This is a genomic window from Endozoicomonas elysicola, from assembly GCF_000710775.1.
GTDB lineage: Bacteria > Pseudomonadota > Gammaproteobacteria > Pseudomonadales > Endozoicomonadaceae > Endozoicomonas > Endozoicomonas elysicola.
Genome location: NZ_JOJP01000001.1, coordinates 587,400 through 609,315, shown reverse-complemented (window position 1 = coordinate 609,315; position 21,916 = coordinate 587,400). Strand labels below are relative to the sequence as shown.

Here is a 21,916-nt window from a genome sequence, read left to right as displayed (position 1 = left end):
GGCTTTTATAAAATCATCAATAAAATTACTTACTGGCAACTGTCGTATTATCAAGCCCGAGCTTAGCGAGGTATTTATCCACAACCTTGCCTGGCAGTGGGATATAACCGTCCTTCACAACCACTTCCTGACCCTCCTTGGAAAGCACCAGCTTAACAAACTCTCGCTCAAGTGGAGACAATGGCTTGTTAGGCTGCTTATTCACATATACATAAAGAAAGCGTGACAGAGGATAGCTGCCATCAACAGCATTCAGAGCTGTCGCTTCTACAAAGGCCTGACCTTCTTTCTTGGCAAGTGCAACAGTTCTTACACTGGAGGTTTTGTAGCCAATACCGGAATAACCGATACCATTCAATGATGCAGAAACTGACTGAACAACAGAGGCGGAGCCAGGCTGCTCATTCACACTGTTTTTGAAGTCACCCTTGCACAGAGCCTTCTTCTTAAAATAGCCATAAGTGCCGGATACCGAGTTACGCCCATAGAGCTGCACTGATCGATTGGTCCAGGAACCACTCAGGCCGATGTCACCCCAAGTCTTCATTTCACTATTGGCGCCACACTTACGGGTGGATGAGAAAATCGCATCTACTTCAGCCATGGTCAGCCCTTTGATGGGGTTGTCTTTGTTCACAAAGACAGCCAGAGCATCAATAGCAACCGGAATTGGCGTTGGTTTGTAACCGTGCTTCTTCTCAAAAGCTGCCAGCTCTTTGTCCTTCATTTTCCGGCTCATGGGACCAAAATTAGAGGTACTTTCTGTCAGGGCGGGAGGTGCAGTGGATGAGCCCGCAGCCTGAATCTGAACATTCACACTGGGATAAATACGCTTGAAGTCTTCGGCCCAAAGCGTCATCAAGTTAGCCAGAGTGTCAGAACCAACGGATGACAGATTACCGGATACACCACTGGACTTATTATACGTTGGCAGGGATGGATCCAACTGGCTGGCCATTGCAGAGCCACCAGCCAGCGCTGCAGTAGCAGACAGCGCAGTTATGAGTTTTTTTATTTTCATCTTTTGCCCTCCAGGCTTGCACGCCCTGTTCGATAAACAGCACCTTCTAATAATTCAGGGCTATCAAAGATTGATCTGAGGCGTGAGCCTCCTTGCTTGACTTCTGGAAAACAAATATAGAGTTCTAATATGACAATTCTATGAAGGCAGAAGAATTATCTGGATAAGCTGCATGAAGAAAGATAGCTAAATTGATCCACCGTCACTGGGAAGCCTATAATGGCATCGCTCAAAGCCTTCTGATTACTGTAGTTTTTTCAGTAAATTCATCCTTTAACCCAGTTTTTAAAGTTCAAATCAGCCAGAACAGCTTTCAGCACCAGAACACCAACAAATAATGATAATAACAAGTAGCCCACATTCGATGCTGTGGCTGCCGGGGGAAAGACAGTATGAATCCCACCTGGAAATACGCTAGGTCAGTGGTAGCCACTATCGACCAATTCACAGAACACACCGGAAGATTGATCAGCTGGCTAACATTACTGCTGGTATTTGTCGTCTGTACCGTAGTGGTTCTGCGCTACCTGTTAAATATCGGCTCCATCGCCATGCAGGAGTCGGCCATGTATCTGCACTCAATGGTCTTCCTGGGAGCCAGCGCTTACACACTCAAGCACAATGGCCATGTCCGGGTTGATGTTTTCTATCGAACCATGAGCCCAAAAAAGCAGGCACTGGTTAACAGCCTGGGCACGGTTTTCATGCTGATACCAGTCTGTTTGTTTATTGGCGTCATGAGCTGGGATTATATCGCACGTTCCTGGCAAATTCTGGAGCGATCCCAGGACCCCGGTGGGCTCCCTTTTATCTATCTGCTGAAAAGCCTTCTGCTGGTGATGGTGGTTTCCCTTCTGCTGCAGGGCGTTGCCGAACTGATGCGTTCTCTGATGATCCTCACCAATAATGAAGTCGGTCAGGAGGACAGATCATGATGGATGCCATTCCTTTTCTGATGTTTGCCACCGTCTGCCTGGTACTGCTGGCTGGTTATCCCGTAGCGTTTTCACTGGCAGGGACGGCCCTGCTGTTTGCCGGAGCTGGATCACTGTTTGGCGTATTTGATCTCTCGTTAATGAATGCCCTGCCTAGCCGGCTGTTTGGTGTCATCACCAACCAGACGCTGATCGCTGTACCGTTGTTTGTCTTTATGGGGGTGATGCTGGAAAAATCCAAAGTGGCAGAGAGCCTCCTGGAAAGCATGGCCCGGCTGTTTGGTAAAACCCGGGGGGGGCTTGGCCTCTCGGTCACCGTTGTTGGCATGCTGCTGGCCGCCAGTACCGGAATAGTCGGAGCCACAGTCGTCACCATGGGGCTGTTATCTCTGCCAACCATGCTGCGTCGGGGATATTCCCCCGCGCTGGCGACAGGAACTATCTGTGCAACGGGTAGCCTTGGGCAGATCATTCCTCCCTCCATTGCCCTGGTTCTGCTGGGCGATGTCTTATCCAGTGCGTATCAGCAATCGCAGATCAAAATGGGCATCTTCTCACCGGATACGGTTTCAGTTGGTGATCTGTTTGTCGGCGCCATCATTCCCGGCTTACTGCTGGTTTTTTGTTATGTCGTTTATCTGATCATTGTTGCCCGCGTCAAACCTGATGCTGCACCGGCACTGACTGATGATGACTTGGAAGCCATGAGCAGTAACAGCTCTCTCTTGTTCAGTCTGTTACCACCTCTGTTGTTGATTGTCGCTGTTCTGGGCTCAATACTGGCGGGAGCTGCAACACCGACAGAAGCTGCCAGTGTCGGTGCAGTGGGCGCAATTCTGCTGGCGATTCTACGCAGACAGCTCAGTATCAAAACATTGAGAGCAGTGGTTCGATCAACGACACAGGTCACCTGCATGGTCTTCCTGATTCTGATTGGAGCCTCCATATTTTCCCTGGTTTTTCGAGGTTTTAATGGAGAAGAGCTGATTCACAGTTATTTTGAGGCCATGCCCGGTGGAGTATTTACTGCCCTATTGATAGTGATGCTGGTGATGTTTCTGCTGGGCTTTATTCTCGATTTTATCGAGATCACCTTTGTCGTCGTGCCCATGGTTGCACCGGTGCTGCTGGCTATGGGACTGGACCCGGTATGGCTGGGGATTATGATTGCAGTCAATCTGCAAACCTCTTTCCTGACACCGCCTTTCGGTTTTGCTCTTTTCTATTTACGCGGAGTTGCGCCGCCAGAAGTGGCTACCTCCGATATCTACAAAGGAGTGATTCCATTCATTATCATCCAATTGCTTGTTTTGTGTGCGTTAGCTGTATGGCCAGAACTGGCAACCTGGTTACCGGATAAGATATATGGCTGACAATGTCTTAATGCTATGAATAATTATTAGTCTTGGAGACCACCAAGGAGGAAAGCTTGAAACTGACTTAGCTATCCTCTCTGGTAACGAGAAGTTAAACCTTAGAAGGTCAAAACTGCCGGTTTTCTAATCGTGTATCTTCAAGCTTATTGTGTGCTTTATCAACAGCAATCCTCAGGATCTTTTTGGCATCCTCTGAGTCCCCGGAGTCTTCAGAAACTTCAAAAAGTTCTAACTCAAGTCCTTTGTCGTATAGAGACTTACATTTCTCATCAGTAAACTCTGGCCTATCAACTCCGCTGGCTCCGACCTCTCTTAGCATAAGACAAAGTATATGGTCGCTGCATCTCGCATTTATGGCATCATTTAAAGCCACTTGCCGTGCACTTCGGACATCCTCTTGTGCCACTGGATCATCAATAAGATTTACCGATTTCTCTGCTGAGAAGACACTTCTATCTAGAAGGAATTCAACTATCTCGGACTGATTTTTTTTCGCATTGAATGCATCTCTCAGTAACTCCCCACCGGTCCAGAAAGAACCACCATTAAAAGGTGCGCCATGCTCAACCAGCATTTTCAATGAATCATAATCTCCTCCCTTGACAGCTTTAATCACTAATGGCTCACATTGAGGCATTACATGCTCATGAAGCTTGTCAAAGGTCATGCCCTGATCAATCATCCACTTTATGTTTTCAGGTTGTTGCTTTTGCACATATCCCTTTAAAAGGAAACTGGTTATAGGTTCTGTACAAACAACTTTGCGAGTAACTAAGTCAACTGGAGCATATAAATATCCCAGTAATGATGAAAGCATTCCCCTCCCTGCGTCCATGATAGAAAATCTTTCTGCACTCTGGGGTATCGCTGAATTATCTTGCTTACTTTCTGTTGTTTTTCCCCATTCCGGTGGTGGGCCTGAAATAGTAGGTGATCCAACAGACATTGCTAACCTCCAAGAATTTGGATAGAGATAAATATAGAGCTCCTCTCGATAGACACATGCTCAAACCATTGGTTCCAAGCAACTGCTGCTGGTAGTCGATAAATAGAAGTGCAAATTAAATAGTCTTCATCAACCTCAACCGTTGCTTTGTTTAAGTTGATACTGCCTGAGCCACAGAGTCTCGTCGCACCAGCAATGGCTGAAACCTTGTTGAGACTCCACTTTCAAAACCTTCCACACACAACCTTGCCGCATGAATTGCCATACTCTCAATCGGGCTGCGAACAGTGGTTAATCTGGGTGTGAAGTAACACTGGGGCAGAACATCGTCAAAGCCCACCACAGACAATCTGTCCGGTACTGAAATGCCGTGATCTGCAAACACCTGGATAGCTGCAGCAGCAAAAAAGTCGTTGTAAGCAACCAGTGCAGTCACTGGAAGTCCTTTATTTAGCAAGTTGGTTGCAGCCAACGCACCACCATGCTCACCAAAAGGCACTTCTTCCACCCAGTCAGGGTTCACGCTAATTCCAGCCTCCTCCAAAGCCTTCTGGTACCCGAAAAAGCGCTCAGCCTTATCGTCGATTTCAAGCTCACAGCTGATATACGCGATGTTGCGATGACCATGATCCAGCAAATGCTTGGTTGCCAGATACGTGCCCTTGCGATTCTCCAGCCAGACGCACTGCTCTTCCATACCCGGCACATAGCGGTTAACAATGACAAATCCTGGGAGCTTGCTGGCAACTCGTATCAGTTGATCGTCACTCATCGCTTTACTGTGCATCACAATATTGCGACAGCCTTTGTTCAACAGATAATTCAGTGCCTCCTCTTCCAGCTCAGGATCATACTGGCCACTGGCAACAATTAACTTACGTCCGTATTTCCGGGCCACTTTCTCTACGCCCTGGGTCAGCAAACCAAAGAATGGTGAGTTGAAGTTACTGAGAATCAGACCGATCGTATCTCCGCCCTGATTTATGGACAGACGACGATTATCTTTCGTTTGATAACCCAACTGCATCATAGCCTGTTCAACACGGGCAATGGTTTCTGGCAGAACACTTGGGGAACGGTTGATGACCCGGGACACCGTAGCGGTTGAAACACCGGCGGCTTTCGCAACATCGTTAATGGTCGACATGGAGATACTCTCTACTTCTTATGTAAATTACATCAAATCCCCTCACATTATTTCATTGATTTACATCATAAAACGGGATCAACATTGCGAATATGATGCGCGCATCTGTGAAATAGTGATCATCTGGCGGTGTAAATTACATGAGTACTTCACAAACGGTTAAAGAAACCTCTGCGGGCCTGGCCCTTGTTCCCATATTTTCCATGCTGCTGTTGCTGATGGTTGGCTATGGTGTTTACGGGTTGCCCATTGAAGCACTGCTGCTCACTTCTGCCATTATTGCTGCCGGTGTTGCCTGGAAACAGGGTTACAGCTGGGATGACATTCAGGAAGCCATTGTTGAACGACTGGCAAAAACACTGCCAGCGGTTTTCATTCTGGTGCTGGTTGGTGGCCTGATTGGCAGTTGGATGATTGGTGGTACTATCCCCATGCTGGTGTATTACGGCCTGAAAATTATCAGCCCGGAATACCTTCTGCTGACATCCTTCCTCGTTACCTGTCTGGTCTCTCTCTGCACCGGCACCTCCTGGGGTTCTGCAGGTACCGTCGGTGTTGCCCTGATGGGGGTTGCCGCTGGAATGGATGCCAACCTTGCTGCTGTTGCTGGTGCTGTGGTTTCCGGTGCTTATTTTGGTGACAAGATTTCGCCACTGTCGGACAGTACCAACTTTGCCCCGGTCGTTGCAGGAACGGACCTTTACTCTCACATTCAGCACATGTTGTGGACGACACTGCCTGCATTCATACTGGCAGCAACGGTGTTCTTCTTCTCGGGCACCAGCGGTGTTTCTTCAGAAACCCCGGAAAAGGTAATTCATATTCTGGCCAACCTGGATCAGCTCTTTACCCTGAATATTTTCCTGCTGCTGCCACCGGTTATTATCCTGTGGGGTGCTATCCGCAAGCTGCCAACCATACCTCTGATGATCGCAGCCATTATCGTTGGTATTATCAATGCGGTTGCTATTCAGGGCTTCAGTCTGGCAACGGCACTCAGCGCCATGCTGAACGGCTTCAACAGCAGCATGTTTGCTGATGCGGGTCTGGGCAATATCACTGTCATCAGTGATGTTATGACTCTGGTAAACCGCGGCGGCCTGTTCTCCATGATGGGCATGGTTCTGCTGGTGTTCTGCGCCTTTTCATTCGCCGGTACCCTGGCACTGACCGGTGGCCTGAAGGTTATGGTAGGCATGCTGGCAAAAGGCATCAAAGGCACCGCCAGCCTGATTGCTGCAACCATTGCCACCACCTTTACCGTGGTATGTACAACATCTGATGGCAAGCTGGCTCTACTGATTCCTTCTGAACTGCTTCGTGATACTTATAAGCGCATGGGACTGGATGCCAAAAACCTGTCCCGCACCATTGAAGATGCCGGAACCGTTATCGAGCCTCTGGTCCCATGGACAAACGCCGGTGTGTTCATGGCCGCCACACTGGGCGTATCGACCCTCGATTACCTGCCATGGGCTATTCAGAACTACGCTGGCGTGATCTTTGCCATGATTCTGGCCACCATGAATATCGGTATCGCCAGACTTAACAACGATGCCAAAGAGCCAGGTTTAAAAGCCAACCCCGCCACCGCTTAACAATTGCTAGTGAAAGGAAAGCCCCCGCAGGGGCTTTCTTACTGAGGTATATTTATGCACCCTGAACTGGATGCTGTGATCAACCGCTATGGTACGGACTGCCTGAAGTGGGACTATATGGAAAAGTGGCTGGGTGTCCCCAAGGGCGAAGCACTGCCAAGCTGGGTGTCTGACTGGGATTTCAAGGCACCGGACTTTATCCTGAAACCTCTTCAGGAACGTCTGGATCATGGCATCTTTGGCTACTCTGAGCGCAGTGACGAGTATTTCTCATCACTGACTGACTGGTGGCGTGAACGGCATCAGGTACACCTGCAGAAAGAATGGTTTCACACAACACCCGGCAGCCTGCCTGCCATCGCCATGTTGGTCGAAAGCTGGAGCCAGCCCGGTGATCAGGTACTGGTATTAACTCCGGTGTATCATGCTTTTTTCCGAACCATCACCAATACTCAGAGAACACTGGCCACTTCTTCGCTGATCAACGACAACGGTTACTACACCATCGACTTTGATGATCTGGAAAGTAAATTCCGCAGTGGCGTCAAAGTGATGATCTTCTGCAACCCACACAACCCGGTTGGCAGGGTATGGACTGAAGGGGAAATTTCCCGTGTCTGTGAGCTTTGCCATCAATACGGCGTTTACCTGATCTCTGACGAGATCTGGGCAGATATCGATTTCTCTGAACACCGTTTCTTCAGCTGCCTTCGAACCCGAGAAGAACACCAGCAGAAAATGGCGGTTTGCATTGCCGGTACCAAAACCTTTGGCCTGCCTTCACTGCGTCTGACCAACACCATGATTCCTAATGAACAGGAATCAACCGGGCTGAAGAACAAGCTTCAGGCATACGGGATTGATGTTTACAGTGCCTTCAGTCTGGCAGCCAACCAGGCAGCCTATCGAGAAGGAGCTGAATGGGTTGATCAAACCGTTGCCTACCTGCACGAAAACAGTCGTATTCTTGAGCAATTTATCAAAAAAGAATTGCCGCATATTCAGTATCGCCCACAAGAGTCCACTTACCTTGCCTGGCTTGATTGCCGAACGTTAAAGTTAAGCGATGAAGATCTGGAAAAGAGAGTTCACACCGCTGGCGTCATTCCAAGCATGGGGTATTGTTTTGGTGAGGATGGCCGTGGTTTTATTCGTCTGAACCTTGGCTGCCCAAAGAGCATTCTGGAAGAAAAACTGACACGTTTAAAAACGGCATTGAGAATATAGAAGCCTGTCAGGCTTATCACGGATCTGCTGAAACAAACGAGTAGAGTCTGAGCAGTTACTCAGACTCTACTCCCTGTCCCAAGAAAGCCTTATTTACATCTCATGCTTTCTTGCCTTTTTTCCTGACTGGATGGTCTTACACATTTTCACAAACTGCTTATCCGCTGCTCGTCGTTCTGCAATACTGGCTCCATTGATGGCCTGCTCTCTCATCAGCTTCTGGTAACTGCTCAACCGGCGAGGATCAAGCTTACCATTGGTAATGGCAGCATTGATGGCACAACCTGGCTCACCGTCATGCTGGCAGTCAGAAAAACGACATTGACTGGAAATTTCACTGATATCAGCAAATGTCTGCTCAACTCCCTGCTCACAGTCTGCCAGTTGCAGCTCACGCATTCCCGGAGTATCCATCAGCAGGAAACCACCCGTTGCACACCGCAATGATCTCGATGTTGTTGTATGCCTTCCTTTACTGTCTTCCTCTCGAATAGCGCTGGTGTGCTGGCTATTCTCCTGGAAGATCGAGTTAAATAGTGTGGACTTTCCAACACCGGAAGACCCGAGAAAGGCTACCGTCTGCCCTGGTCGGCACCAGCTCATCAGAACCTCAACGCTCGATATATCCAGTGCATTAACGGCTTCCACCATAAGCAGGGAATCCAGCTGTCTTACCTGCTCTACATACTGTTCAGGTTCGTCACAGAGATCCGCCTTGGTAAGAACAATCACCGGTTCTACATCCGCTTCATGTGCCAGTGCAAGGTAGCGCTCAATTCGATTCAGGCTGAAATCCTGATTCATTGAACAGACAATAAATACGGTATCCACATTGGCAGCGATCAGCTGGGCAGTCACTCTAGACCCTGCAGCTTTACGACTGAAGAGTGATTGTCGCTCAAATAACCGTATCAGACGATGCTCTCTATCCAGCAGTACCCAGTCACCAACCGTCATCGCCGGATAGTTGGGATTTGCCGGCAAAGCCATATAACCCTCATCACTCATCAGCTCATAGCTTGAGCGATGATGCTCCATCACTCTGGCAACACTGCAGTCTTCCAGTTCATCCAGTGATAACTGCTGTTGAAAGAAAGGGCGCCAGCCCAGGTGGTTTAATGCGAGTAAATTCAACATGAATAAAAGCCCTGACGCGTTACTTATAGGTTCAAAGTAAACGACATCATCTTGTAAACGATTGTTTATCAAAGGGCGGTAAGGCCCCGGTAACAAAAGACCGGACCAGAAAACTCGATTAGAGATTTATTTCCATCTGCGTCCGGCAAGTGGTTACTACAATCATCAACCCATCCTCCATCGTTGTTTTTAAAGAAGCCGAACGCTAGCACGTCGATATTGCTTCAAGCAATTCGTACAAAGCCTGAGCAGGGAAAACCAGACAGGAGCCTGTCTGGCACAGGATCATTAGGCTCTGTTGACATAAGGTTGCAGGCTCAGTGGCTCGTATAGCCGTCTTCCACAAGGCGGACTGGTGCAGGTGTAGTGGTTCTACATCAAACCAGTCCAACGAAGCTGGAAGGCGGCTATACGAGCCACCCTCCGGGCTCAAACCAGAACACCCGTGACGTTGTTGCAGGAACTTGAAAGACGTTGGTATTCCTGCGTTCCCGCGCCTGGCCACAAGTGCTCTGGTTTGAGCTAAGCCTGCAACCTTATGTCAACAGAGCCTAAGCCATGCTGGCCTGCAGCGCCTGATCAACATCCGCAATAATATCGTCGATATGTTCAATACCGATTGAAAGGCGAACCATATCTTCAGAAACGCCAGCAGACTCCAGCTCCTGAGGGTTAAGCTGTCGGTGGGTAGTGGATGCCGGATGGCAGGCCAGAGACTTGGCATCGCCAATATTCACCAGCCGAAGAACCATCTGTAGGGCGTCAATAAAGCGGGCTCCCGCTTCTTTTCCACCTTTAATCCCAAAGCTTAATATTCCGGAAGCCTTACCAGCGGTGATCTTATCCGCCGTTGCACGATAAGGGCTATCATCCAGACCCGCATAATTGACCCAGCTGACCTGAGGGTGACTCTGTAGAAAAGCAGCGACCTTTTCTGCGTTTTCACAGTGCCGTTCCATCCGTAATGCCAGGGTTTCCAGCCCCTGCATCAACTGGAATGCGCTCTGCGCCGCCAGTGCTCCACCCGTATTTCGCAATGGAACCACTCTGGCACGGCCGATAAAGGCCGCTTCTCCAAGTGCTTCGGTATAAACGACACCGTGATAAGAAGGGTCAGGCTCATTGAGAATGGCAAAACGTTCTTTGTTTCCAGCCCAGTCAAACTTGCCACTGTCGATAATCACACCCCCTAGCGTTGTACCATGGCCACCCACGTACTTGGTCAGGGAGTGCACCACAATATCGGCACCATGCTCGATTGGACGACACAGGATAGGCGTTGCAACCGTGTTATCCACCACCAGCGGTACACCATGACGGTGCGCCAGTTCGGCCAGTTTCTGGATGTCGACAATGTTACCGGCAGGGTTGCCAATGGACTCACAGAAAACAGCACGGGTGTTTTCATCAATCAGCGCTTCCAGTCCATCGTAGTCGTCATGGGAAGCAAAACGTACTTCAATGCCCTGGCGCGGGAACGTGTGGGCAAAGAGGTTATAAGTCCCGCCATAGAGCTGACTGGTAGAAACAATATTGCTGCCAGCATCCGCAATGGTCTGCAGAGCATAGGTGATGGCAATCATGCCGGAAGCAACCGTCAGCGCACCAATTCCGCCTTCCAGAGCTGCCAGTCTCGCTTCCAGCACAGCATTGGTTGGGTTCATGATTCGCGAGTAAATATTGCCCGCAACCTTCAGATCAAACAGATCAGCCCCGTGCTGGGTATCATCAAAGGTGTAAGATACCGTCTGATAGATGGGTGTTGTGGCAGCACGGGTTGTTGGATCCCCCTCATAGCCTGCATGCAGGGCAATGGTTTCCGGCTTCATGGCATTTCCTTGTAGAAATTTAATTGTCATTTATTATCCGTGCCACATCATACACCGAGTATTCGATTTCGTATAAACCTCATAGTTCTCAGTCATAAGCTTTGACTTAGCTGATACAATGAGTTTTTTCACTGGTATTAGAAACCTATGCTATTAAAAATTATTCGTAATGTATTAGGCTACGGTATTGCAGCTGCGGATAAGCTTACCCGCCCTAAAGCGATGGCTCGTTCACCAGAACAACAAGCCCAGGTGAATGCACAAACAGCCAATATGACGCTCTACCAGTTCAAGGCATGTCCTTTCTGTATCAAAACCCGCAGAGCCATTCACAAACTGGGCCTGAATATCCAGACCAAGGATGCCATGAATGACGCTCAGGCCCGTAATGAACTACAACAGATGGGAGGTAAGGTTCAGGTACCCTGCCTGCGTATTCAGGAAGAGGGCAAAGACGATACCTGGATGTATGAATCCGGCGATATTAGCCACTATCTTCAAAAGAGATTTGGCTGATTAATGGTCTACCAGCTCCGCCCCTATCAAAAAGATGCCGTTCACAGTGTGATACGGCATTTTCGCAAATCCGATGATCCGGCCCTGCTTGTACTGCCCACAGGAGCAGGAAAGAGCCTTGTTATCTCTGAACTGGCCCGTATCGCCCGAGGTCGTGTTCTGGTGCTGGCTCATGTAAAGGAACTGGTAGAGCAGAACCACGCCAAGTATGAAAGCTATGACTTGAAGGCTTCTATCTTCAGTGCAGGACTTGGGCAAAAAGAGGCCTCTGAACAGGTAATATTTGGCAGTGTGCAAAGCGTTGTCAGAAACCTGGAGCAGTTTCAAAACACGCCGGATGAGAAAACATTCACCCTGCTGGTTATTGATGAGTGCCACCGGGTATCCATGGAAAAAAACTCCAGTTACCACAAAGTCATTGAACACTTTAAACGTCTGAATCCACACCTTAAGGTTCTCGGTTTAACAGCAACTCCTTATCGCCTGGGGATGGGTTGGTTGTATCAGTATCACCAAAGCTCTGAGAACAAAGGGGCTGTCAGAACAGAAGAGCCTCGTTTTTTCAAAGAGTGTCTGTTTGAACTGCCACTCGCCTACATGGTTGATAATGGTTACCTCACGACACCAGAGGTCGTTGATGCACCTATTGTTTTCTATGACTTCAGCCAGCTATCCAGAGACAGCTTTGGACGTTATGGGGAGCAGGAGCTGAATCAGTTATTAAAAGGAAAAACCCGGGCCACCCGTGAAATCATTGAACAGGTAAAAAGAGAAGCGACAACCCGTAAAGGCGTCATGGTGTTTGCGTCTACGGTAGACCATGCCCGTGAGATCATGGGTTACCTTCCAGAAAATGAGAGCGCTCTGATTATTGGTGATACGCCATCAAAAGAGCGGGATCGCCTGATCGAAGCCTTCAAACAGCAGCAGCTCAAATTCCTTGTGAATGTTTCAGTACTCACTACAGGCTTTGATGCACCCCATGTTGACCTGATTGCCATACTGCGTCCAACAGAGTCCGTCAGCCTTTATCAGCAGATAGCTGGTCGGGGGCTGCGTCTCGCGCCCGATAAAAAAGACTGCCTGATTATTGATTATGCTGGCAACCGCTTCAGTTTATACAGCCCGGAAGTCGGTGAACCCAAACCGGACTCCAAAGCTGTACCGGTAACGGTTCCCTGTCCGGCCTGTGGACACGAGAATAATTTCTGGGGCGTTACCGATAGTGACGGCGATCTGGTTGAACACTATGGTCGGCGCTGCCAGGGCTTTGAAGCGTTTCTGGATGACAACGGTAGAGAAGTAAAAGAACAATGTGAGTTCCGCTACCGTTTTAAAGAGTGCAATCAGTGTGGTGCTGAAAATGATATTGCTGCCAGAAAGTGCCACAGCTGCCAGAACGGACTGGTAGACCCGGATAAAAAACTTCGAGAGGCTCTGAACCTTAAGAACTGCATGGTGATCCGGTGTTCTGGTATGGAAATGAGTGCTGATAAAGATCCTCAGGGCAAACAGAGAATCAAGATCACCTACCATGATGAAGATGGCGCCGAAATTAATGAATTTTTCAGACTGGATACGCCATCCCAACAAGGTGCCTTCTACCATCATTTTGGCAAGCATGCCTTGATTAATCGTGCGGAGCCATTCAGGGCGTCAACTGTGGATAATGTTATCCACAGCAGGAAGAAATTTCGCAAACCTGACTTTGTCATTGCTCAGAAAGAAAAACATTACTGGAAGATCATTGATAAGCTGTTTGACTACGAAGGTAAATACCGCAAAGCGCTCTGATGCATATTACTTATCACATTACCGGGCAAGCCCAGAATCGCATCAATCAGTTGATGCTTAAATACAGCCCGAAGCATACTTTGGTGATCTGGGTTGCTTCGCTTGCCTGCCTGTTTTTCCCGCTACTGATTTTTCGGAATAGTCTGAGTACCATTCTTCTTTCCGGGCTATTTGGCTCTGCCTTCATTACCTTCTGGATACTGAATCTCGGTCTCAAGTATGCCGTTCATAAGCGCTTTAGTCTCCACTACCAACCAGACCTTGATCTGGAAACCCGAACCCTTATCCTTGAAGAGAGAGGCATCAAAATCAGCTCTTCATTGCTGAAACCAGCATTTCGCCCCTATAAGCAAGTAAAGATGATCACGGTAGAAGACAATATTATTGTGGTATCAGGAAAAAGTGGTTGGCTCGAAATGATTCCCAGGGATTATGTAACTGAAGGTAATTGCGGGCTATTACTGAATGAACTCTGCAATAAAGCAGGAAAAAAACTCAAAACCTCTTCTTGAGTGACAAAGCTGATCTACAATTCTATTGTATGATTTCCAGCTGGCTCATCAAGATGTTCAAACTGATTACCATCGTCGTATTATCAGTTCTGCTATCAGCCTGTATGGCTGGAAGCTCAACATCGGGAAACTGGTTAGGCAAAAACGGTGGCCACAGAAAATACGCTGGAGGCTGGCAGGTATTGAGACCAAACCAGGAAGTTCTGGAGCTCGCTAAATTTGCGGCCAAAGATTTTCAACAAGACTCAGTTCTAAAGGTAACGGATGCCAAGATACAAAATATCCTTGGTACCTGTTATATGCTGGCTTTTCAGATGAGTAGTGGCCAAAACTGGCAGGCTGAACTCTACAGGGATCCTTATGGCAAATTGACATTACTTGAGCTGCTAGAGCATTAAACCATTACCTGCAAGAAAATGAACAATAGCCTTACCTGCCTGCACACGATCATCCGGTAAACCAACTTCATTCAGAGCCTTACTAATTAAGCTACTATCAACGGTCTCGCGAAGTCTTGAACAAACATCCCTGAAAAAGCCATCCACAAACTCTGGATGAGCTTGCCATGTAAGAATTCTAGAACTTTTCTGGGTAATGGCATTCTCACAAAAATCAGATGTCGCCAATAGCGAGAAACCAGGAGCCGCCTTTATCACCTGATCTTGGTGTACTGCCAAAATACGAATGGTATCACCAAGCTGAAAGCCTCCAAATGCTACAGTAGCTTTTACGGGGTAAGCTCCCAACCCCCAGCCGCCATGAAATTTTTGAACCTCTCCACCCAGTGCCTGATGAATCAGCTGATGGCCAAAGCAAATGCCAACCAATAACGCCTGACTTTTATCCAGTTCGACAACCAGAGATTTTATTGTCTGTATCCAGGGATCCTCGTCGTAAGCGGCGGACTTACTGCCACTGATAATCCATACATCGCAGCAATCCACCGATGGTGGGAAGTCCCCTTCGTAACACCGCCAGACCGAATACTGCCACTGTCCCGGCATCACAGCCTCAATCATAGACTTATAATCGTCATCGTAAGCACCATAGTTCTTAATGGAATCGGGATGATGCTCATCACACAATAAAATACCCAGCCGCCTTTTCAAAACCATCTCCATAAACTGTTTTTTTGTTAACCATCATTATTTAAAGCATACACAGCCATGGGCGACTTGCCATAAATAGACCTCTGAGGCCTTAGATCGAGTAGAAGAGATTTCTGGCAAAGTCACTTCCACCCAACAAAATCATCGTATTAAAAAGACGCCGAGCACAAACTTTAACCAAAAATCATTTTTATTTGCATTCGTTACTTGCACTGCTCCGGATTTTAATACTAGAATGATAACCATTCTCATTAAGGTTAAAAATAAACTCTCGGCTCAACCCGACTCTCCCCAAGCCCTTGTTGAGCCATCCCAAGCACTTAACCAGCCAACCTATGGAGGGACTGCCATCGACGAAATTTCAGACCTGACTAACTGGCTAACGCCAGTGATTCGCAAATCCTCATCTTTACGGCCTGAATATCAGGCCGTTTTTTTATTGTTTCTCGATCAGATTCTGTCCATTATTGATAAGCTGAAAATTTACTTGTTGAGTGTGCAGCACAGCATTAGTCATCCAATACCGTTTGTATGGTGATTTTGCTGCATGGGTCTAATCATAAGAAGAGCCGCTACCGAGGTTCAACCATGGAACTACAGAAGTACAGAATGCCCTTGCTAGGCGGGGAAATAAAAGAACTCGCTGACTATGAGAACAAGGTCATTTTAATCGTCAATACCGCCAGTAAATGCGGCTTCACCCCTCAGTATCAGAGCCTTGAAGAGTTATACAATAAATACAAGGATCAGGGGCTGGTAATTCTGGGCTTTCCCTGTAATCAATTTGGTCGCCAGGAACCTGGAGACAGTGAAGAGATTGGTACTTTCTGTCAGAAGAACTACGGAGTTACCTTTCCAGTCTTTGAAAAAATTGATGTTAATGGTGATGCTGCAGCTCCAATCTATAAAGATTTAAAATCTGAAGCCCCCGGGTTGCTGGGCACTCAGAAGATAAAATGGAACTTTACCAAGTTTCTGATCAATCGTAAGGGCGAGATTATTGACCGATATGCCCCAACAACCAAGCCAGAAGATATGGAAGAAGATATCTGTCAGGCATTAAGAGAGGGCTAATCAAGCCGACAAAATAAGAGTCCCGGCAACTTGAAACTCTTATTACAGTGGATATCAATAAAGCGCTCTCTTTACTGGCTGACCGTAACGGATCAGAACTGTTTCTAACGGTCGGCTACCCTCCCTGCCTGAAAGTCAATGGTCAGCTGGTATCCATAGCAAAAGCCGCTCTTACCAGCGATCAGGCTTATCATATCTTCGAAAAAATGATGGGAGTGAAACGCTTTCAGGAGTTCCGCGAAACCCGTGAGTGTAACTACGCTATCCAAAACCCGGAGTCAGGACGTTTTCGTATCAGTGCTTTTTTTCAGAAGAGTGAGCCGGGAATGGTGATCAGGCGTATCCATCATCACATACCTGAGCCTAATGAGCTTGGCCTACCCGATGTTTTTTGCGACCTGATTCTTCAGGAGCGCGGCTTGATACTGATCACAGGCCCCGCTGGAGCAGGTAAAACAACATCCATGGCGTCGCTGGTAAACCACCGGAATAAAATGGGCAAAGGCCATATCATTACCATTGAGGACCCTATTGAGTTTATCCACACCCACAATAATTGCATCGTTACCCAGCGTGAAGTTGGCCTTGATACAAAAACTTATGAAGAAGGGCTCTCTAATGCCCTTCGTCAAGCTCCAGACCTTGTCGTTATCGGGGAAATCCGTTCTCCACAGGTGATGAAACATACTATTGAGTTTGTTCAGACCGGACATCTTTGTATAGCAACACTTCATGCAAATACGGCTTACCAGGCTCTGGAAAGGGTTATTCACTTTTTCCCCCAGGAACAGCATGAAGAGATTCTCATGGATTTATCCCTGAGCCTGCATGGCATAATGGGGCAACAGCTGATTGCCTCTGAAGATGCGAGCAGTGTCAGCCCTTCTCATGAAATTCTGCTCAATACACCGGCACTGGCAGATCTCATCAAGAAGGGTAAGGTTGACGAAATCCCTGATTTAATGGAACGCTCTAAAGAATCAGGAATGCAAACCATTGATCAGTCGATATTCAAACTATACAAAAGTGGAAAAATCTCTGCTCAGCAGGCTATGCAGTACGCAGACTCTTCAAATAATATGCGACTGCTGATTAAAATGGATGGGCATCAGGGTGGTGATGATGACCTTGAGTTAACGATCGCTTCAGACTGAATCTCTTCCAATTGCTGATGAGAGTCACTTCGTCATACCTATTTTCAGGTAAGTTGTCAAAAACGACTGACGTCCCCTAGATTTCTGATACTCTCTTCACCCGAAATATTCTTTCTCGCCTCCAGCTTAAATAAGGAGTCATACATGAGTGTTGATCTTCTCAACCAGTCTGCAGATTGGCTGCAGAATAACCAGTCGTTATTTATTGAGTACTTCGTAAATATAGTCTCAGCGCTTCTGACACTGGTCATTGGTATTGTTATTGCCCGTATGGTCAGTAATGCCCTCCACAAAATTATGTTAAAGAAACAGGTCGATGGAATTGTTGCCAGCTTCACCAGCAACATGACCAAATACCTGATATTGGCGTTTGTCACTGTTGCGGCACTGAGTCGTGTTGGCATTCAAACGGCCTCGCTGGTTGCCATCATTGGTGCCGCAGGTTTGGCCATTGGCCTAGCTTTACAAGGCTCACTCTCAAACTTTGCTGCCGGCGTTTTATTAATCATCTTCCGCCCAGTTAAAAAAGGAGAGTTTGTTGAAGTTTCCGGTGTGGCCGGCTCTGTTGAGTCTGTTCAGATTTTCACGACCGTGCTTATAACACCAGACAACAAAATGGTGGTTGTGCCCAACAACAACGTCTTAAGTAATAACATTATCAATTACACAAGAACCGGACAAAGAAGAATTGACCTTGTTATTGGTGTCAGCTACTCAGCCGACCTAAAAAAGACTCGGGCCATCATTGAGCAAGTACTTCAATCCAATGATAAAGTACTTAAAGACCCTGCATGGACTATTGGAGTCTTGGCTCTGGCAGATTCATCAGTTAATTTTGCTGTTCGCCCATGGGCAAAATCCAGTGACTATTGGGATGTATACTTCAGCCTTCATGAAAATATAAAAATGGCTCTTGATGAAGCAGGTATTGAAATCCCATTCCCTCAGAGAGACGTTCATCTTATCCAGAAAGAAGCAGCGGCCTAAGAATGGAACTGTGCGGCAGGTAATTGCCTGCTGCACAACAACTTATCCATGCTCTCTCAATAACGAGCGCTGCCAGATTGATGTATCAACAGCTTGATCAAACTTAAAGCCACAGCGCTTCATTACTCCCACCTTTCTATACCCCAACTTCTGATGCAACGCCTCACTACTCTGATTGGGTAGAGCAATCACACCAATCATTTCTCGAATACCGAGCTCTTTTGCAGCAATGAATAACGCTTCATATAACAAGGTACCCATTCCACGGCCTTCAATTCCATTTTTCAGGTAAATCGACCCTTCAGCCGTATAGCGATAAGCTGCCCGTGAATGATAATTTGCAGCATAAGCGTAGCCGAGCACACACCCATCCTGTTCATAAACCAGAAAACAAAGGGATTTCTTCTGTCTTTCGGCAATCTCTTCAGCAGTAACTGGGTCAACTTCAAAGGTAACAGTAGTGTTCAGGACATAGTTGTTGTAGATATCCGCTATCTGCTCACAATCGCTTGCAATGGCCTTTCTTATCATTGATATACTGCCTGTCCATGAATTTAATAAAGTGAAGTAGTGGCAGCATATTTGAAATATGCGTGAAAATCATTTGTATTATTTCAGATAGCAAAAACCCCGACAGATTGCTCTATCGGGGTTCTCTAATTAGTGCCTGGCGATGACCTACTCTCACATGGGGAAGCCCCACACTACCATCGGCGATCGGTCATTTCACTGCTGAGTTCGGGATGGGATCAGGTGGTTCTAACCTTCTATGGTCGCCAGGCTTAACTGGTTGAACTCAAAGCCTATCGGCTCTCAGTTCCGGAATCCTGTCTTAAGCTGCTTCTTGCTTCACACTCTTGCGTATGGCTGTGTATCTCTACACTCTAAATCGCTTTGGCGTTATATGGTCAAGCCGCACGAGTCATTAGTATTGGTTAGCTCAATGCCTCACAGCACTTACACACCCAACCTATCAACGTCATAGTCTTTAACGGCTCTTCAGGGGCATCTGGTGCCCAGGGAAGTCTCATCTTGAAGGGGGCTTCCCGCTTAGATGCTTTCAGCGGTTATCCCGTCCGAACATAGCTACCGGGCAATGCGTCTGGCGACACAACCCGAACACCAGTGGTCCGTCCACTCCGGTCCTCTCGTACTAGGAGCAGCTCTTCTCAAACTTCCAACGTCCACGGCAGATAGGGACCGAACTGTCTCACGACGTTCTAAACCCAGCTCGCGTACCACTTTAAATGGCGAACAGCCATACCCTTGGGACCGGCTTCAGCCCCAGGATGTGATGAGCCGACATCGAGGTGCCAAACACCGCCGTCGATGTGAACTCTTGGGCGGTATCAGCCTGTTATCCCCGGAGTACCTTTTATCCGTTGAGCGATGGCCCTTCCATTCAGAACCACCGGATCACTATGACCTACTTTCGTACCTGCTCGAGATGTACCTCTCGCAGTCAAGCTGGCTTGTGCCATTACACTAACCGTACGATGTCCGACCGTACTTAGCCAACCTTCGTGCTCCTCCGTTACTCTTTGGGAGGAGACCGCCCCAGTCAAACTACCCACCACACAATGTCCCCGATCCCGTTTCAGGACCTGGGTTAGAACCTCAATATTGCCAGGGTGGTATTTCAAGGATGGCTCCACGCAAACTGGCGTTCACGCTTCAAAGCCTCCCACCTATCCTACACAAGCAACATCAAGATCCACTGTGAAGCTGTAGTAAAGGTTCACGGGGTCTTTCCGTCTAGCCGCGGATACGCTGCATCTTAACAGCGATTTCAATTTCACTGAGTCTCGGGTGGAGACAGCGTGGCCATCGTTACGCCATTCGTGCAGGTCGGAACTTACCCGACAAGGAATTTCGCTACCTTAGGACCGTTATAGTTACGGCCGCCGTTTACCGGGGCTTCGATCAAGAGCTTCTCCGAAGATAACCCCATCAATTAACCTTCCGGCACCGGGCAGGCGTCACACCGTATACGTCCACTTTCGTGTTTGCACAGTGCTGTGTTTTTAATAAACAGTCGCAGCCACCTGGTATCTTCGACCAGCCTCAGCTTACGGAGCAAGTCCGATCACCAAAGCCGGCGCACCTTCTCCCGAAGTTACGGTGCCATTTTGCCTAGTTCCTTCACCCGAGTTCTCTCAAGCGCCTTGGTATTCTCTACCTGACCACCTGTGTCGGTTTGGGGTACGGTCCCTTCTGACCTGAAGCTTAGAAGTTTTTCCTGGAAGCATGGCATCAATCACTTCAGTTCCTTAGAACCTCGTCATCAATTCTCGGCCTTGAGGACCCGGATTTGCCTGGGTCCCCAGCCTACGATCTTAAACGCAGACAACCAACGCTGCGCTGACCTAGCCTTCTCCGTCACTCCGTCGCAGTCAAAAGGGGTACAGGAATATTGACCTGTTTCCCATCGATTACGTCTTTCGACCTCACCTTAGGGGCCGACTCACCCTGCGCCGATTAACGTTGCGCAGGAACCCTTGGTCTTCCGGCGGGGGAGCTTCTCACTCCCCTTGTCGTTACTCATGTCAGCATTCGCACTTCTGATACCTCCAGCATACCTCCCGATACACCTTCAACGGCTTACAGAACGCTCCTCTACCGCACGTAATAAATTACGTACCCGTAGCTTCGGTGAACAGTTTGAGCCCCGTTAAATCTTCCGCGCGAGCCGACTCGACCAGTGAGCTATTACGCTTTCTTTAAAGGGTGGCTGCTTCTAAGCCAACCTCCTGGCTGTCTGGGCCTTCTCACATCGTTTCCCACTTAACTGTTACTTTGGGACCTTAGCTGACGGTCTGGGTTGTTTCCCTTTCCACGACGGACGTTAGCACCCGCCGTGTGTCTCCCGTGATTGCACTCATTGGTATTCGGAGTTTGCATGGGGTTGGTAAGTCGGGATGACCCCCTAGCCCAAACAGTGCTCTACCCCCAATGGTGATACACGAGGCGCTACCTAAATAGCTTTCGAGGAGAACCAGCTATCTCCGGGCTTGATTAGCCTTTCACTCCTATCCACAGGTCATCCGCTAGCTTTTCAACGATAGTCGGTTCGGTCCTCCAATTGATGTTACTCAATCTTCAACCTGCCCATGGATAGATCGCCCGGTTTCGGGTCTAATCCCAGCAACTAAACGCCCTATTAAGACTCGGTTTCCCTACGGCTCCCCTATACGGTTAACCTTGCTACTGAAATTAAGTCGCTGACCCATTATACAAAAGGTACGCAGTCACCTAACAAGTAGGCTCCCACTGCTTGTACGTACACGGATTCAGGTTCTATTTCACTCCCCTCAACGGGGTTCTTTTCGCCTTTCCCTCACGGTACTGGTTCACTATCGGTCAGTCAGGAGTATTTAGCCTTGGAGGATGGTCCCCCCATGTTCAGACAGGATTTCACGTGTCCCGTCCTACTCGATTTCACAATAATTGGCCTTTCGTGTACGGGGCTATCACCCACTATGGCGACACTTTCCAGAGTCTTCCACTAAACCAAAAATTGCTTAAGGGCTACTCCCCGTTCGCTCGCCGCTACT

Annotated in this window: 19 protein-coding genes and 2 rRNA genes; 12 read left to right on the top strand and 9 right to left on the bottom strand. The window is 48.0% G+C overall.

The genetic code is table 11. The features are described from left to right. Positions 1-25: 25 nt before the first annotated feature. Complete coding sequence (locus GV64_RS02650) at positions 26-1,021, bottom strand: PstS family phosphate ABC transporter substrate-binding protein (protein ID WP_020584717.1); 996 nt, start codon at positions 1,019-1,021, stop codon at positions 26-28. 392 nt (positions 1,022-1,413) lie between these two features. Between GV64_RS02650 and GV64_RS02645 the strand changes: the two genes are divergently transcribed. Continuing rightward, entirely contained in the window at positions 1,414-1,956 is a 543-nt protein-coding gene (locus GV64_RS02645) for a TRAP transporter small permease subunit (protein ID WP_033403629.1), read from the top strand. Next, complete coding sequence (locus tag GV64_RS02640) at positions 1,953-3,329, top strand: TRAP transporter large permease (RefSeq protein ID WP_020584720.1); 1,377 nt, start codon at positions 1,953-1,955, stop codon at positions 3,327-3,329. The genes GV64_RS02645 and GV64_RS02640 overlap by 4 nt, the downstream gene beginning before the upstream one ends. Before the next feature lie 109 nt (positions 3,330-3,438). On the opposite strand, the gene GV64_RS02635 is transcribed toward GV64_RS02640, so the two are convergent. Then, positions 3,439-4,278 carry a hypothetical protein gene (locus GV64_RS02635; RefSeq protein WP_152553902.1) on the bottom strand — a complete coding sequence of 280 codons (840 nt, stop codon included), beginning with the start codon at positions 4,276-4,278 and terminating at the stop codon, positions 3,439-3,441. Between the two features lie 151 nt (positions 4,279-4,429). Beyond that, positions 4,430-5,425, bottom strand: a complete 996-nt coding sequence (locus GV64_RS02630) for a LacI family DNA-binding transcriptional regulator (protein ID WP_020584722.1) — start codon at positions 5,423-5,425, stop codon at positions 4,430-4,432. Between the two features lie 140 nt (positions 5,426-5,565). Between GV64_RS02630 and nhaC the strand changes: the two genes are divergently transcribed. Continuing rightward, positions 5,566-7,023 carry a Na+/H+ antiporter NhaC gene (nhaC, locus tag GV64_RS02625; RefSeq protein WP_020584723.1) on the top strand — a complete coding sequence of 486 codons (1,458 nt, stop codon included), beginning with the start codon at positions 5,566-5,568 and terminating at the stop codon, positions 7,021-7,023. A 54-nt stretch (positions 7,024-7,077) separates the two neighbouring features. Further along, a complete protein-coding gene (locus GV64_RS02620) occupies positions 7,078-8,250 on the top strand; it encodes a MalY/PatB family protein (RefSeq protein WP_020584724.1) in 1,173 nt (390 codons plus the stop codon). A gap of 93 nt (positions 8,251-8,343) precedes the next feature. Here GV64_RS02620 and rsgA read toward each other — a convergent pair whose 3' ends face one another. Both rsgA and GV64_RS02610 read right to left on the bottom strand, forming a co-directional pair. Further along, positions 8,344-9,387 carry a ribosome small subunit-dependent GTPase A gene (rsgA, locus tag GV64_RS02615; protein ID WP_020584725.1) on the bottom strand — a complete coding sequence of 348 codons (1,044 nt, stop codon included), beginning with the start codon at positions 9,385-9,387 and terminating at the stop codon, positions 8,344-8,346. Between the two features lie 551 nt (positions 9,388-9,938). After that, entirely contained in the window at positions 9,939-11,216 is a 1,278-nt protein-coding gene (locus GV64_RS02610) for an O-acetylhomoserine aminocarboxypropyltransferase/cysteine synthase family protein (protein WP_020584726.1), read from the bottom strand. A 147-nt stretch (positions 11,217-11,363) separates the two neighbouring features. On the opposite strand from GV64_RS02610, the gene GV64_RS02605 reads away from it, so the two are divergent. Genes GV64_RS02605 through GV64_RS02590 form a run of 4 tightly spaced genes read left to right on the top strand, consistent with a single transcriptional unit; the run spans position 11,364 to position 14,436 of the window. Further along, positions 11,364-11,732 (top strand): glutaredoxin family protein, encoded by a 369-nt coding sequence (locus tag GV64_RS02605; protein ID WP_020584727.1) that lies wholly within the window; start codon positions 11,364-11,366, stop codon positions 11,730-11,732. Positions 11,733-11,735: 3 nt separating this feature from the next. Beyond that, entirely contained in the window at positions 11,736-13,526 is a 1,791-nt protein-coding gene (locus GV64_RS02600; protein WP_020584728.1) for a DEAD/DEAH box helicase, read from the top strand. Further along, the gene (locus GV64_RS02595) at positions 13,526-14,038 is read left to right on the top strand and encodes a hypothetical protein (RefSeq protein WP_020584729.1); all 513 of its coding nucleotides are present in this window, start codon (positions 13,526-13,528) and stop codon (positions 14,036-14,038) included. Before GV64_RS02600 ends, GV64_RS02595 begins: the two co-directional genes overlap by 1 nt. Before the next feature lie 53 nt (positions 14,039-14,091). Further along, positions 14,092-14,436, top strand: coding sequence for a hypothetical protein (locus GV64_RS02590; RefSeq protein ID WP_152553901.1), 345 nt, complete (start codon positions 14,092-14,094; stop codon positions 14,434-14,436). On the opposite strand, the gene GV64_RS02585 is transcribed toward GV64_RS02590, so the two are convergent. After that, entirely contained in the window at positions 14,425-15,153 is a 729-nt protein-coding gene (locus tag GV64_RS02585; RefSeq protein WP_033403655.1) for a type 1 glutamine amidotransferase, read from the bottom strand. The two genes, GV64_RS02590 and GV64_RS02585, sit on opposite strands and share 12 nt — an antisense overlap. Before the next feature lie 229 nt (positions 15,154-15,382). Between GV64_RS02585 and GV64_RS02580 the strand changes: the two genes are divergently transcribed. The 4 genes from GV64_RS02580 (at position 15,383) to mscS (ending at position 18,362) form a co-directional block, all read left to right on the top strand. Further along, positions 15,383-15,685: a hypothetical protein gene (locus tag GV64_RS02580; RefSeq protein ID WP_020584732.1), complete on the top strand. Its 303-nt coding sequence runs from the start codon at positions 15,383-15,385 to the stop codon at positions 15,683-15,685. Positions 15,686-15,735: 50 nt separating this feature from the next. Further along, entirely contained in the window at positions 15,736-16,221 is a 486-nt protein-coding gene (locus tag GV64_RS02575) for a glutathione peroxidase (protein WP_026258596.1), read from the top strand. Positions 16,222-16,268: 47 nt separating this feature from the next. Then, positions 16,269-17,375, top strand: a complete 1,107-nt coding sequence (locus GV64_RS02570) for a PilT/PilU family type 4a pilus ATPase (protein ID WP_020584734.1) — start codon at positions 16,269-16,271, stop codon at positions 17,373-17,375. Between the two features lie 144 nt (positions 17,376-17,519). After that, positions 17,520-18,362 carry a small-conductance mechanosensitive channel MscS gene (gene mscS / locus GV64_RS02565; RefSeq protein ID WP_020584735.1) on the top strand — a complete coding sequence of 281 codons (843 nt, stop codon included), beginning with the start codon at positions 17,520-17,522 and terminating at the stop codon, positions 18,360-18,362. Between the two features lie 42 nt (positions 18,363-18,404). On the opposite strand, the gene GV64_RS02560 is transcribed toward mscS, so the two are convergent. The 3 genes from GV64_RS02560 to GV64_RS24115 form a co-directional block, all read right to left on the bottom strand. Next, on the bottom strand, positions 18,405-18,893 hold the full coding sequence (locus GV64_RS02560; protein WP_020584736.1) for a GNAT family N-acetyltransferase: 489 nt from the start codon (positions 18,891-18,893) through the stop codon (positions 18,405-18,407). 134 nt (positions 18,894-19,027) lie between these two features. After that, positions 19,028-19,143 (bottom strand): 5S ribosomal RNA (gene rrf / locus GV64_RS02555). 123 nt (positions 19,144-19,266) lie between these two features. Next, positions 19,267-21,916: ribosomal RNA gene (locus tag GV64_RS24115) — 23S ribosomal RNA — on the bottom strand.

What these genes read in the sequence shown, in the direction of transcription:
- GV64_RS02650 (WP_020584717.1), bottom strand. Translation starts at nt 1,021, where the DNA reads ATGAAAATAAAAAAACTCATAACTGCGCTGTCTGCTACTGCAGCGCTG.
- GV64_RS02645 (WP_033403629.1), top strand. Translation starts at nt 1,414, where the DNA reads ATGAATCCCACCTGGAAATACGCTAGGTCAGTGGTAGCCACTATCGAC.
- GV64_RS02640 (WP_020584720.1), top strand. Translation starts at nt 1,953, where the DNA reads ATGATGGATGCCATTCCTTTTCTGATGTTTGCCACCGTCTGCCTGGTA.
- GV64_RS02635 (WP_152553902.1), bottom strand. Translation starts at nt 4,278, where the DNA reads ATGTCTGTTGGATCACCTACTATTTCAGGCCCACCACCGGAATGGGGA.
- GV64_RS02630 (WP_020584722.1), bottom strand. Translation starts at nt 5,425, where the DNA reads ATGTCGACCATTAACGATGTTGCGAAAGCCGCCGGTGTTTCAACCGCT.
- nhaC (WP_020584723.1), top strand. Translation starts at nt 5,566, where the DNA reads ATGAGTACTTCACAAACGGTTAAAGAAACCTCTGCGGGCCTGGCCCTT.
- GV64_RS02620 (WP_020584724.1), top strand. Translation starts at nt 7,078, where the DNA reads ATGCACCCTGAACTGGATGCTGTGATCAACCGCTATGGTACGGACTGC.
- rsgA (WP_020584725.1), bottom strand. Translation starts at nt 9,387, where the DNA reads ATGTTGAATTTACTCGCATTAAACCACCTGGGCTGGCGCCCTTTCTTT.
- GV64_RS02610 (WP_020584726.1), bottom strand. Translation starts at nt 11,216, where the DNA reads ATGAAGCCGGAAACCATTGCCCTGCATGCAGGCTATGAGGGGGATCCA.
- GV64_RS02605 (WP_020584727.1), top strand. Translation starts at nt 11,364, where the DNA reads ATGCTATTAAAAATTATTCGTAATGTATTAGGCTACGGTATTGCAGCT.
- GV64_RS02600 (WP_020584728.1), top strand. Translation starts at nt 11,736, where the DNA reads ATGGTCTACCAGCTCCGCCCCTATCAAAAAGATGCCGTTCACAGTGTG.
- GV64_RS02595 (WP_020584729.1), top strand. Translation starts at nt 13,526, where the DNA reads ATGCATATTACTTATCACATTACCGGGCAAGCCCAGAATCGCATCAAT.
- GV64_RS02590 (WP_152553901.1), top strand. Translation starts at nt 14,092, where the DNA reads ATGTTCAAACTGATTACCATCGTCGTATTATCAGTTCTGCTATCAGCC.
- GV64_RS02585 (WP_033403655.1), bottom strand. Translation starts at nt 15,153, where the DNA reads ATGGTTTTGAAAAGGCGGCTGGGTATTTTATTGTGTGATGAGCATCAT.
- GV64_RS02580 (WP_020584732.1), top strand. Translation starts at nt 15,383, where the DNA reads ATGATAACCATTCTCATTAAGGTTAAAAATAAACTCTCGGCTCAACCC.
- GV64_RS02575 (WP_026258596.1), top strand. Translation starts at nt 15,736, where the DNA reads ATGGAACTACAGAAGTACAGAATGCCCTTGCTAGGCGGGGAAATAAAA.
- mscS (WP_020584735.1), top strand. Translation starts at nt 17,520, where the DNA reads ATGAGTGTTGATCTTCTCAACCAGTCTGCAGATTGGCTGCAGAATAAC.
- GV64_RS02560 (WP_020584736.1), bottom strand. Translation starts at nt 18,893, where the DNA reads ATGATAAGAAAGGCCATTGCAAGCGATTGTGAGCAGATAGCGGATATC.